The 12867-nt window shown below is 65.6% G+C and carries 5 protein-coding genes; 3 read left to right on the top strand and 2 right to left on the bottom strand.

What is annotated here, in order from left to right; translation table 11 throughout:
- Positions 1-3 precede the first annotated feature (3 nt).
- Entirely contained in the window at positions 4-4803 is a 4800-nt protein-coding gene (locus ACFSJC_RS11550) for an nSTAND1 domain-containing NTPase (RefSeq protein WP_386026793.1), read from the bottom strand.
- A 334-nt stretch (positions 4804-5137) separates the two neighbouring features.
- Between ACFSJC_RS11550 and ACFSJC_RS11545 the strand changes: the two genes are divergently transcribed.
- Together ACFSJC_RS11545 and ACFSJC_RS11540 are read left to right on the top strand one after the other, a co-directional pair.
- Positions 5138-7114 (top strand): SEC-C metal-binding domain-containing protein, encoded by a 1977-nt coding sequence (locus ACFSJC_RS11545; protein ID WP_386026791.1) that lies wholly within the window; start codon positions 5138-5140, stop codon positions 7112-7114.
- A 29-nt stretch (positions 7115-7143) separates the two neighbouring features.
- Positions 7144-8430 (top strand): BPSS1780 family membrane protein, encoded by a 1287-nt coding sequence (locus ACFSJC_RS11540; protein WP_386026789.1) that lies wholly within the window; start codon positions 7144-7146, stop codon positions 8428-8430.
- Positions 8431-8502: 72 nt separating this feature from the next.
- On the opposite strand, the gene ACFSJC_RS11535 is transcribed toward ACFSJC_RS11540, so the two are convergent.
- A complete protein-coding gene (locus tag ACFSJC_RS11535) occupies positions 8503-10236 on the bottom strand; it encodes a PIG-L family deacetylase (protein ID WP_386026787.1) in 1734 nt (577 codons plus the stop codon).
- Positions 10237-10255: 19 nt separating this feature from the next.
- On the opposite strand from ACFSJC_RS11535, the gene ACFSJC_RS11530 reads away from it, so the two are divergent.
- Complete coding sequence (locus tag ACFSJC_RS11530) at positions 10256-12814, top strand: O-linked N-acetylglucosamine transferase, SPINDLY family protein (RefSeq protein ID WP_386026785.1); 2559 nt, start codon at positions 10256-10258, stop codon at positions 12812-12814.
- Positions 12815-12867 lie beyond the last annotated feature (53 nt).

The raw sequence follows: 12867 nt of genomic DNA, 5'->3' as shown, positions 1-12867 counted from the left end.
GGCTCAGGGCGTGTGTTCCTCGGCGTAGCGTATCGCCTCTTCGATCAGGGCCAGTCGGGCACGGTTGCGGCCCCAGGTTCGCGTCAGACCGTTCGCGGGTCTCTCTCCCTCGCTCCAGAGCCGCCAGAGCAGCGCGGCGTTTTCCCAATAGCCAGCGGCGATTTCATGGCCGTCTGGGCTGAATGCCGCGTGGGTCACCGCGCCCAGATCGGCGTCCAGCGTGAGGAATGGCGTGAGGGTTTGGCGCCGGGAGCCTGTCGGCGTCCTCCAGACGCGTAGCGTTCCGTCGCGCGAGGCGGTCAGAATCCAGCGTCCGTCCGGGCTGAACCGGGCCGATGAGACGGCGTTTTGGTGTCCGCTCAGCTCGGCGATCAGGTCTCCGTCGATCGACCAGAGCTGCGCCTTGGCCTCGAAGGCCGCCGTCACCAGGCGCCGGCTGTCGGGCGCGAACTGGACGTCGTAGAGACTGCCGGCCCCGGCGTCGAGATAGCTGGGCTCGCCGCAGCCGGCCTCGGTGAGCGCGATCAGTGCGGCCCGACCGTCCCGGCTGGCGGAGGCGAGCCAGTTGCCATCCGGCGAGAAGGACAGTTCCGTAATGCTCGCCGTATGCGCCTCCAGGCGACAGCGCCGCGACCAGTCGCCACTGGCGTTCTGGCGCAGGACCTGGATGACGCCCTCCTGGCTGCCGGTCGCCACCAGTGCTTGGTTCGCGTCGCCGTCTTCACGCAGCGTTAGGGCGCGGATGCGGCCCTCGAAGTGTGACAGTGCGTTCGGCAAGGAGAGTGCCGTGCAGTTTGCCGGGTCCCAGAGCCTGACGGGTCGGTCCGGGTCGCTAGAGGCCGTCATCAGCCAGCTCGCGTCCGGGGCGAAGAGGACGCGATAGACATCCGGGCAGTCGGGTTCGCCGGCCGTTTGGCAGGATTGGGGCTTGGATGCCGTGGGCAGGGCGCAGTCGTGGCCGTCGGTGAGATCCCAGAGATGGCCGAAGCCGTCCGAGCCGGCGCTCGCGAGCCAGCGGCCGGACGACGAGAAGGCGACCTGTCGCACTCGTGCCTGGTGGGCGATCTGCGAGATCTGGCGCGTCGGCGGACGTGATTCCGGGCCGCGCGCGTGGCGCCAGAGCTCGACCCGACCGTCGTAATCGGCGGTGGCGATCAGCAGATCCGCTCCCGATTCGGCCATGGCCAGATGCCGAACGTGGTCCTCCTGATCCATATGGAAGGCGAGGCGGTTGTTGGCCGCGACCGACCAGAGCCGCGCTGCGCCATTCTTGGTCGAACTGGTCATGATGCGTTGACCGTCACGACTGAAGGCGGCCTGCGCAATGGGGGTCTGCTGGCTGAGTGTCGCGAGCTGGCGACCGGTTTCGAGCGCCCAGAGGCGTGCCGTGCCGTCCAGGGACAGGCTCAAGACCAGATTCTCGCCCAGCGTTGGATCGACCTCTCGTGTGACTGCGATTCGATCGATCCCCAGCTCCTGCTGACCCAGGACCTCGGCCGTGCCGGCGCGCAGATCCCAATGAACCAGCTGACCGGCCGAGTCGCCCGCGATCAGGCCGAAGCCATCGGCGGTGAAGGCGAGGTCGCGGACGTAGGATTGATGGATCCGCACGATGCGTTTGCCGCGTTTGACGGTTCCCAGCTCCTGGATCTCGCGGCCCTGGCGATCGTAGAGATGGATGCGCTCGTCGAGCGCGGCGACGGCGATACGCGCACCTTCGTCGTCGAAGGTCGCTCGAATGGCTGGCCGCCCGAGGCTGCCTTTGGCAGGGAGCCGGAGGCGTTCCTCTCCGCTCTTGGTGTCGAAAACCTGGGCGAATCCACGTAGGTTGGCGGCGACCAGGCGCTGGCCGTCCGGCGCGAAGGCGAGATCGCGGATGGTGCCAACGGATTCGGTGTTCCGCCATAGTGGCTCGCCCGGATGTTCGAGATCGAGCATGCAGAGCTGGGCATTCTTGCTCCGGTAGTCGCTGATCAGGGCGAGATGACGGCCTTCTGGATCCAGGGTCAGCGGGGCGTCGGCACGCGTGCCGCAGTTCCAGTCGGGCGGTCGATCGGACGCGCTCGGCAGGCGCCAGACTCCGCCGACGCCGATTCCGATGATGGTCGGATCCGCCTCGGGTCCGGCGAAGCGAACCCGTTCGATGTGGTTTCCGGGGGCGGCGAGTTCGGCGACTTGCTCGAATCCCCGGGCGCCTCGCTTCCAGAGACGGATGCCCTGGCCCTTGGAGCCGGTGATGAGCGCATTGCCGTCGGGGCCGAAGACCGAGGTGATCCAAGGACCTGCAGTCGTTTGGTCAGGCGTCAGCATCGCCAGCAGTCGGTTGGACGAGAGCGCGCGGCCGAGCGTATCGGTCGCCTCCTTGGGCAGATAGGGGCCGGCCTCGAGCGCGAGCGCGACGGCGGTTGGCGTGTCGCCGCGCCGGATGGCGAGATCGGCCTCCAGAAGACTGCCGCGTACTTGGTTGATCTTGGTCTGATGGTTCGCATCCCAGAGGCCGTAAAAGGCGATACCGGCGAACAGGGTCAGGGCGGCGGTGATGGAGCCGATGGTCCAGCGGTTGCGGCGTCGCTGCGTGCGCAGGTGGGCCCAGGAGTGGTCCAGATAATCGCGTTCGAGCGGGTCCAGCTCTTCGGCGTGGCTCTCGACGAACAGACGCGCGGCGGCGTGGCCCAGTTCTCCGAGCAGGTATTCCCGGTTGAAATCGGTCCGCTTCCAGAGCGCCGCCTGCCGTCCGATCTGATAGCGCAGATTCAGGTCGCGGCGGTTGTTCGGCTGCGAGAGCCAGTCGCGGACCGGTTGCCACCGCTCGATCAGTGCTGGATGGACGAGGGTCGCCACGGCTCGGTAGTCTTCCCAGCCCAGACCTGATTCGTCCTGGGTTGGCGTGAGGGCCTCGTCTTGAATGAGCGTATCCAGTCCGCCCTTGGAACGGCGCAGACGGCGCTTGGCCCGCCACTCCTCGCGCGTTTGGTTCAGGGCGTGACGGAGATAGGCGATGACCCCCTGTTCGGGCGTGGGCGGTTGGGTGCGGGTCGTCGTGTCCGGGACGGATTCCAATACGATCAGGCGGGCCTCGGTGAGCGCTCCGATGAGGTCGGCGCACCCGGGATCGCGCTCTAGGGTCGCGAGGTCGGCCGCGCGCGGGGTCGGATGCGAACGCGGTCCGGCTTCGAGCGACAGCAACGCCCGGCACAGCATGGGCAGCGCCGCGCGCGTTCGATCGTCGAGTCCGTTCCAAAGCGCATCGGCACGGTTCACCAGCGTTCCGGCAATGCCGCCGAGCTGGCGGTAGTCGGCGAATCGCAGCAGACGGCCGTGGCGGGTGCCTGGTTCCTCGCGCTCGACGGCGAGTCGATAGAGCGCCTCCAGCGCGGGTTCCAGCAGTGTCGGCCAGTGTTTCAGGTCGCTGGCCTCGGATTCCAAGGCATCGACCAGTCCGCCGCTGGCGCCTCGGCCCGGCTCCTCGTATTGGATTCCGGCGACGCGCCCCGGGATCTCCATCACCTGGCGAATCCGCGCGGGGGCGGGCGGCTCGACCCTGTACCAGCCTGGCTCGTCGAGCAGCGCGTTCAGCGCAGGGAGATGGGCCAGGCTTGGAAGCAGATGACTGCGCAGCGTGGCGATCACCCATATGGATGCGTGTCGGGCGAGCGTGGCGAGGATTGCGGCGAACGCTTGGATCTCGGGCGTGTCGATGCGCTCGGGCTGGAGGTAGGGGTCCAGCGGATCCAGGATGATGATCAGCTGGGTTCGGCCCGCGCGCGTTTCAGCGTCGCGGTCCGTCCTGTCGGTCCGCTCCAGTGCCGCGCCGATCTGCTCGACCCCGACGTCGCCATCCGTTACCAGAAGTCGGGCGAGGCGTTTCCCATCCAGTCCCTGCTCGCCGAGCGCGCCGCCCAGCACGCTCGGTGTGGCGAGCTTCGCGGCCAGTGCGGCGATCGGATCGTCGTGCGAGGGTTCGAGCAGACACCAGCGGCAGGCGCCGATGCTGGTGAAGAGAAATGGGCGCACCAGGTGCGGCAGTAACCCGCAGCGGACCAGCGAGCTCTTGCCGATCCCGCTCGCTCCGCTCAGAAGCAACAGGCCGGGGCCGGATTCGCTCAGACGATCGAGTCGCGCGACCAGTTCACGGCTTTCGGTCTCGCGCCCGGTGAAGATACGGTCGTCGCCGATATCATATGGCGCGAGGGCACGAAATGGGCTGCCGAGCCAATCCTCGCTGCCAGCGGCAAATCGGCGCTCGGCGCTGATGCGGCGGTTGAGCAGCTTGCGCAGCTGGGACTCGACCAGACCGCGAAAGCCCGCGTCGCTGTCGAACTGGCGGAAGGCGCGGCGGAAGCTGCCGTCGGGATTGTAGAAATGATGTCGGAAAAAGGATTCGAGTCGCTCCCGATCCGCCATGGCGGTGCGGATCGCCTCGGCGTCGTTGATGTCGATCAGCCGCGGCGCGGTCTTCTGATAGACCAGCACCTCGGGCGTGCCGTGCTGGGCCGATGCCTCGACCGCGTCTACGAACTCCCATTCGGTTCCGGTCATGCCGCCGTAGGGATCCTCGGCGAGCGGTGTGCCCAGTCGGGTCCAGAGCATCACCAGAACGATCTCGCACTCGGCCGGCCTCAATAGACCGGCCTGGAAGCTCTGGGCTGCGGTCAATGCCTCCTCTTCCCAGAGGACGGCCTGGAGCTTGAAATAGGGCAGGTACTCCTGAGCGAGCTGTTCGATGATGTCCTTGACGAGCGCACGCTCGTGCTCGACGTCGGACGGCGATGAAACGAAGATGCGTACCTGGGGTTCGGGCATGGCGCACTCGTGGATCTGCGGTGGAGAGGGTTAGGGTGAGCGGACGGGGCGCGAACCGCAAGTTCGCCCCTGATGACGGCTCATCGATGTTCGTCGCCGGTGTGAAACGCGATGTCGGTCGCACTGGCGATCGACACAAATCGCGGGCCGCGCGGTACAATAACGTTTCCTGTGCGCGATGGGGCCCGTGCACTGCATGGATGCCGATCGGATCCGTTCGAGCGGAATGTCCCCGCCCTTGTTCGGGCCCGTGTGACTCGGGTCATGCGTCGACACTGATTTGCCGAGGTGGCCGGGCATTGCGGCGGCCTCGCTATGAGCGGAGGAACCCGCTATGTTCCACCATGAGACCGTCGACGCAGAGCGTTTCGAGCAGGTCATCGTGCAAGCGATCCGCCAGATCCTGGAACGTCCGGATCCAGAGCACTTTCTTCATTGGGCCAGGTCCAATATTCCGGGCATTCTCGGCCTCTCGGACGATTTTCTGAGCGATTTCGAGGCCCATCGTCTAGCGACTCTGCTCGGAACCGTCATCTGGAATGCCACCCCACAACGGGCTAACGGCTTTCGACCTCTGCCGATCGATCCACCCGACGCCGAGGCGCCCTGCCCCTGTGGTTCCGGGCTGCGTTACCAGGATTGCTGCGGCAATCTCGGTGACATGCCAATGCTCTCGACCGAGCTCATCTGGGAGATCCTGCTCGATGAGATCTCGGAGCGTTCGTTGCGCGAGGCGCTGTCGCTGAACGCGATCCCCGGCCCGTTGCTGGCCAAGATCGCCGATCGTTGGCTCGACGAGGACCGTCCGGGGCGAGCGGTCGCCCTGCTCGAACCGCTTTTCTCCGGTTCGCTCTCCGACCTCGGTGCCGCATATGAGCCGGCGCTCGATATCCTGTGCGATGCCTACGATCGGCTCGATCACTGGCGCAAGAAGCTGAACTTCCTCGACCGCGTCTGTGCCGAGGGCAGTCGGTCGCTCCAGGCTGCGGCCTGGCAGCGCCGCAGCACCATTCATATCGACGAGGGTGATTTTGCCCAGGCCCAATCGGCCTTCACCTCGGCGTTGCGCTGCGACCCGGACAACCCCAGTACCGCGTTGCTCGAAATCACCCTGCTCGCGGCCCAGCACAACGACCGGCTGGCCCGCGAGCGCGCGCGCTTCTGGTTGCACCGATTCCGCAGACAGGGCTATCGGGACGAGAGTTTCATGGATTTCCTGGAGCGGGCGGTCGCCGATCCTCAGGAGGCGATGGTCAACAGCCATGCCGATGCACTGGATCCGCAGTTGGTGGATTGGCACGATTGGGTGGGGTTGGTGTTGGGCCGTCCATTGCCCGATTACGGCCTGGCGAGCGCCCGGATCGAGAGTCCGCGTCGCGATTCCACCCAGATGGAACTCTTCGTCGCGATCGAGGACACGTCACCCGACGCCGACGAGCCGGACAGGTCCAACTCTCCCGCTCCAGATCCCTCCACGCTGGTGTCGGGTCTGGCGGTCGAGGTGCGTCCGTCCGCCGCCCTGCGTCGGATGGAGGCGCTGTGGAGGGCGCTCTATCCGGGATCTAAGCCCCATTCGACGCACCTGTCCCTGATCGAGGGCGCCGATGTTTGGGGCGAGCCCGGATGGCTCGATTATGTTCTTGCCCACCCGGAGGTGACGGACAGTCTGGATGTGCTCGACGATCTGGCCACCGCGCTCTACGAGCATCCCGAGAGCGCCTTGCCCTGGGTGGCGCACGCGCTGATGCGTCCGTTGCTGGACCGGGCCTGGGCGATCTTGGAGCAGTTGTTGCCGCCCGAGGATCCGCGCATTCTGCCCTGGTCCGCGCCGGCCAATCGTCCGGCCCTCAGACTCCTGTTTCGGCGCTATTTGAGCCAGGTGCAGGAGGGCGAGTCCAAGGCGGCAGTCTTCACGCTGGAGACGCTTCTGCGGCTCAATCCCCAGGACAATCACGGTGTGCGCGCCGAACTCATGAACCATTATCTGCGTGATGGCGAGGACGAACAGGCGCTGATCTTGGCTCGGCGTTTTCCGGGCGATCTACTTGCCGACCTCGCCTACGGCGAGGTGCTGGCGCTCTATCGGTTGGGGCGCGAGGAGCGCGCGCGTTTCGTGCTGAACACGGCGGTGCGGCGTTTGCCGAGAATCCCGTATTATCTGACCCGCAAGCGTATTAAGCAGCCTCGGCTGAATCCGCTCGGCATCACGCCGGGGGGCGACGATCAGGCATGGCTTTATCGCGAGGCCATGCGCGATGTCTGGGAAGCCGAACCCGGCATCCTAGCCTGGCTCAAACGATTCTCCGCTTAACGAACTCGGCCGAGAGGGGAGGCCAATCGATGGAAGCACAGTATCGGATTCTGTTTTCCGGCAAGCTGATGCCGGGCCAGGATCTCAATGATGTCGCGGCGCGTTTGGCCAAGAAGTTCCGCATGCAGGAGAAAACGGCGCGCGAACTCGTCCTCAAAGGTGGTGGGCGCGTGCTCAAGCACAATGTCAACGCATCGGTCGCCGAGCGCTATCGGGCCGCGCTGACGGCGGCTGGCCTGGTGATCACCATCGAGCCTCAGGAGACCGACGAGGAAACCGAGGTCGAGTCCTTGCTGCGGCCCTATTCGATGCCATCCACCGTGACCGCTCCTCCGCCGAGCCTCGCGAAGACGAGCAGCACACCCAAGGCCCGAGAGCCCGCAGAAGGTTGGTCGCGCTGCCCCAAGTGCGGAGAGCCGGAGGTGTCCGACCTCACAGGCGTCTGTCAGGCGTGCGGCGTGGTCGCCGAGCGCTATCGGGCGAACCACGGCATGGAACCGCCGGAGCCGCCGGAGCGTCCGGCTTCAGTCGAGAATCCCTATGCGCCGCCTCGTGCCGATCTGACTCCGCCACCCCTGGACGATTCGGGCGATGCGCTGCAGCCGCCCCAGTCGATTTCGGCCGGGCGCGGTTGGGGCTGGATCCTGTCGGGCTGGGATCTGTTCAAGGATCAGCCAGGTCCCTGGATCGGGGCCGTCCTGCTCTTCTATCTCATCATGATCCTGCTCAATCTGGTTCCCGTTGTCGGTGGGCTCGCGACGACGATCCTGGGTCCCATGTTCACCGCCGGGCTCATGATGGGCGCGCATGCCCAGTTCAAGGGGGAAGGTTTCTCCCTGAACCATCTGTTCGCCGGGATCTCGCGCAAACCGGGTCCATTGGCCTTGGTCGGTCTGGTCTATCTGGGGGCCGCGCTGGCGATTGCGCTGATCATGGCCGGACTGGTCATCGTCATGCTGGGAGCCTCCGGGGCCTTGATCAATTCCGCCTCGGGAGGTCCGGGCGGTCTGGATGTGCTGAGTCTGTCGAGCATCGCCCTGCCGGTACTGGTCGCCTTGTTGGTGGGAATTCCACTCGGCATGGCGATGTTCTTCGCGCCTGTGCTGGTTGGCTTGAACGATGTCCCCGTTCTGCGCGCCTTTAAGCTGAGCTTCTTCGCCTGCCTCAAGAATATCCTGCCGTTCCTGGTGTTCGGGCTCATTGCCATGGTCATGATCTTCATGGCGATGTTGCCCTTCATGCTCGGTCTGCTCGTGGCGATGCCGATTCTGACGATCGCGGTCTATTTCTCCTATCGCGACATCTTTTATCGCTGAGATCGTTCGGCCGCTCGGGGTCCGCGTTCGCGGATCCCGAGCGCCGGGTTTGCTTCACCTCGGCGTCGCGTCTCATCGAAGGCGCGTGACCAGCCAGCGGAGCGGGGCGGTCAGGCGCCAGGAGGTCGAGCGATAGACCTCCTCCAGCGCCAGGCGCAACGCCTCTCGTTCGGCGGTATTCCGTTGCGATGCGTCTTCCATGGCGACGATCCGCGCGTGCAGTTCCTGCCGTTCCCGGACCGCCGAGTCCAGATCGGATCGGACTCGATCGCGTTCGACGCTCAAGGCGGCGCATTGGTCGTCGCGTTCCGCAAGCTGGAGACGCAACTTGTCGAGCGAGCCGTTCAGGCGGCGGGCCAGCGTCAGCATCTCCCGTCCGCCCCAGCGCGCGGTCCATTTTGCGTAGGACTGCGGCGAGGCCCCCCAGCGCGTTGCACGCGGGTCGTCCAGATTCCCCGTCTGTCTCGGCCGGCGCCAGGTCAGGGTGGCTCGGTCCAGATGGATCGGGTCGGTGCGCTCGTGGATCTGAGCCGTCAGATCCCAGAAATCCAGCGTGTCGAGCTGTTCGTCGAATCGGCATCCGGCGGTGACCAACTTGCGTGCGAATAGCACCGCAGGCATTGGGAGTCCGGTTCCGGCATGCAGATCCAATCGATCCAGTCGCCCGTTCAGGGTGCGTGATTGATCCGAGGTGTCGTCTCGGATGCGCAGGCCGCTGTAGACGCATTGACCTGTCGGGTCGCTGCTCAGTCGTTCGAGCAGCAGGGTCAGATGGTCGGGGTCTGGAAGGCTGCGGTCGTCGATGAGACAGATGTAAGCGCCCCTGGCCTGTTCCAGCGCCTGGTTGAGCGTCTTGACTGGGTTCTCGTCGGTGTCGGCGAGGAGGGTTCGGATCGGAAAACGTCCGCACCAGTCGGGCGATCCATCGGCGATCCCCGGGATTTGGCCGACGATCAGGATCTCGACGTTCGGGTGCGTCTGGAGCGCGAGCGCGTCGAGCGTGTCGGTCAGGCACCGGGGGTCCTCGGCGAGCAGAATGGCGGACACCAATGGCGGCTGTTTGACGTTGTCACTGGTGGTGCGCGTGTAATAGTCGCCTGGGCGGATGAGGCGCAGCGGATCGCGTTGCAGATCCGCTCGGCGCATCGTGCGCAAGGCCTCTGCCGCCTGGATCTCCTCCGGCAGGGTGTAGGTTCGGAAGCGGTTCAGGGCCGAGACGTGCCGGTCGTAGGACTGCTGGCTCATCTGGCTCGCGAAGCAGGCCATCGCCGCCGATTTGCGTTCGAGCACGGGGGTGATGTCGACCAGATGCGAGGGATGCAGGGGCACCCCGACCTCGTACATGACGAGCCGGATGTCCCTCGGGCAACGTCTCACGGCCTCGGCGGCGGCGAGCGCGAGCACCAGATGATCCGGGTGGACCTCCCACCAGGACGGGGAGTAGAGCAGTTCCGCGCAGCTGTCCTCGATCGTATCCAGGATGCGGCGGATGAGTGCCTCGCCGTATTCCAGCCCTCGGTCCGGCAGTTCCCAGAAGGTCGGCTCGCCATAGCCGAGCAGGGTGCCGGCGCGGCGACTTTCCGCCTGACGGGTCGACGCGTATGTCGCCCGATCGCGATCCTGGCCGAAGGCGCCGTCGGTGACGATGACGACCCGCACCGGGTCTCCCGCCTCCAGATGACGCATAATGGCGCCCCCACAGCCGAACACCTCGTCGTCCGGGTGCGGTGCCAAGACCAGAACGGGTCCACGGCCGACCGAGCGTACCGCTTCATAGGGAACGAATTGGTGTTCCGAAAATTTCATTGATAGAAGGCCAATCGCTGTGAGCAATTATTCGATTTCATGGTCATCCAAGGAGGCTGCGCCGGTCGCATCCGACCCCTTTGTCACGGGACTCGCCGCGCATCGGCGGGGCGATGTCGAGGAGGCGATCAGCCAATACCTGAAGGTCCTGGGTCAGCATCCGAATCAGGCGGTCACCTGCTACGATCTTGGCGTCGCGCTCATCGATGCCGATTTGACGCTGGTCTCCATGCCCTTTCTGCGGCGTGCCTCGCTGCTGATGCCCAACTCGGAGACGCTGCGCTACGCCGTGCTGTTCGCGCTCATCTATTCGCGTCGGTTGGACGAGGCGGAGCGCTTGATCGCCGAGGGCGAGGGCACGGGGCTCTCTCCCGAGCGCAGTACGCTTTGGCGCTCCTGGGTGAGCGACTGCAAGGGCGGGCGCAATCCGGCCGATCTGCGTCTGGCGTCTCCGCTTCCCGCGCAGGCCAACCCCGGTCTGCCCGAGCAGCCGCCGACACCGATTACGTCCACCCTCGTCCACGCCCGGCTTCAGGAGTCGTTCGCCAAGGCCGTGCAAGCGTACCAGGCCGGGCGGATGGAGGTCTTGATCTCCGAGTTGGGGCACCTGGTCGAGGAAAGTCCCTCTTGGGGCGAGGGGCATCATCTGCGCGGCCTGGCCTTCCTGGCGCTCAACCGCATTGAGGAGGCTGTGGCCGCGTTGCGTCGGGCGAGCGAGCTACTGCCGGGACGGGCCGAGCTGTGGGATCACCTGGGTGTTGCCGCCGTCCGCCTCGGGGACGAGGCGCTGACGCGATATGCCTTCGAGCAGGCACTTTTGCTGAATCCGCTGCGCCCGGAGACCTGGAACAATGCGGCGGATACGGCGATGCGTCAGGGTTGGCTGGGCGCAGCCTATCAGTATGCCTTCATGGCGCTACAGCTGAAGCCGGATTTGATCCAGTCCGCCTTCTGCCTGTTGCAGGCGGCCTACAAGATCGAGGTCGAAGGGGAGGCCGGCTCGGTCGATCCGGATGGTCCTCTGCTCGCGCGCGCGGCGAGTCTCGTCAAGCGAGGCGTTGCAACCGCGCAGCAGGCGTTGGAGGTTTCGGAGCTCTTGTCGCAGATCGGGCGCTATCCCGATGCCTGCGAGCTGCTGGAGTCGAGTCTGGAGCGTTTCGGCGATCATGAGCCGGCCACGCTTGGAAAACTCGTCATCAACCAGCGCCGCGTGTGCGATTGGCGCGCCTTGCCCGAACGGCAGGCGTGTCTCGTCGATCGAATCCGGCAGTCGGATCTGACCGTCGTTTCGCCGTTCGCCGCCATGAGTCTTCCGGGGCTCGGTCCCGAGGATCTGCTCAAGACCGCGCGGCAGCGCGCGAGCCAGCTCCAGGAGTGGGCGAGTCAGTCCGCAAGCCTTCGGCCGGGTCCGGCGAAGGCTCCTGGAATTCGGCTGCGCATCGGCTATCTGTCCGATGATCTCCAGGACCACGCCACCGCCTATCTGACCGCCTCGGTCTTCGAGCGGCACGATCGCTCGCGTTTCGAATTCTTCGCCTATTCGACCGGCGCGGACGATGGCGGACCTATGCGCCGTCGCTTGAGCGATGCCTTCGAGCATTTCGTCGACATTCGCTCGCTGGGACATCTGGAGGCGGCTCAACGGATTCGCGATGATGGCATCGATATCCTCGTCGACCTCAAGGGCTACACCAGCAGTGCCAGGATCGAGATCCTGGCACTGCGGCCAGCCCCTATCCAGGTCACCTGGCTTGGATTTCCGGGGACCCTGGGCACGTCCTTCGTCGACTACATGATCGTGGATCCCGTCGTGGTGCCGCCGGAGTGTGCCGCGTGCTACGACGAGAAGCTCGCCTATATGCCGGGCGCCTATGCGCCGGTCGACGATCGTCGTCTGGTGGCGGACAAGCCCAGTCGGGCGGAGGCGGGACTCCCCGAGCAGGGCTTCGTCTTCTGCTGCTTCAACGATCCCTACAAGATCACCCCCGAGATCTTCGAGCGTTGGTGCGCCATCCTGAATGCCGTGCCGGGATCGGTGCTCTGGCTCTATGCCAAGACCCGAGCGGTGGCCGACAATCTCCGGCGCGAGGCCGAACGGCGGGGGCTCGATCCCGAGCGACTCTATTTCGCGCGCAAGGTTTCGCAGCCCGAGCATCTGGCACGACTTGCGCTTGCCGATCTGGTGCTGGATACGCTGCCCTACAACGCCCATACGACGGCCTCGGACGCACTCTGGGCGGGAGTGCCCGTGTTGACCTGTCAGGGCGAGACCTTTCCATCGCGGGTCGCTTCCAGCCTGCTGCGGGCGGCCGAGCTGCCGGAGCTCATCACGTACGATCTCGCCGGTTACGAGGCTCGCGCGGTGGCCCTGGCCAAAGAACCTGCCACGCTGTCCGCGCTCAAGAGCCGCCTGGACGATGCCCACCGAACGGCGATCTTTTTCGACAGCGCGCGCTTCGCCGCCGATCTGGAGTCGCTCTATCGGGAGATGTGGGAACGGCAGGCTCAAGGATTGGCGCCCTCGCATCTTGGGCTGTCTGGCGCAGGGCTGGTCGACGGATCTCCGTTGACGCGATGAAGCGGTTCGGATCGATTGACCACCGATTTTCCCTGGCCATAATGGCGGATTAT

Source organism: Thiorhodococcus fuscus (genome assembly GCF_042682685.1).
Lineage (GTDB): Bacteria > Pseudomonadota > Gammaproteobacteria > Chromatiales > Chromatiaceae > Imhoffiella > Imhoffiella fuscus.
Note: the sequence above shows the minus strand (reverse complement) of the source record. Positions and strands in the feature narration are given on the sequence as shown.

Excerpts from the sequence above, each read along its gene's own strand:
- ACFSJC_RS11550 (WP_386026793.1), bottom strand. The coding sequence starts at position 4,803 with ATGCCCGAACCCCAGGTACGCATCTTCGTTTCATCGCCGTCCGACGTC.
- ACFSJC_RS11540 (WP_386026789.1), top strand. The coding sequence starts at position 7,144 with ATGGAAGCACAGTATCGGATTCTGTTTTCCGGCAAGCTGATGCCGGGC.
- ACFSJC_RS11535 (WP_386026787.1), bottom strand. The coding sequence starts at position 10,236 with ATGAAATTTTCGGAACACCAATTCGTTCCCTATGAAGCGGTACGCTCG.
- ACFSJC_RS11545 (WP_386026791.1), top strand. The coding sequence starts at position 5,138 with ATGTTCCACCATGAGACCGTCGACGCAGAGCGTTTCGAGCAGGTCATC.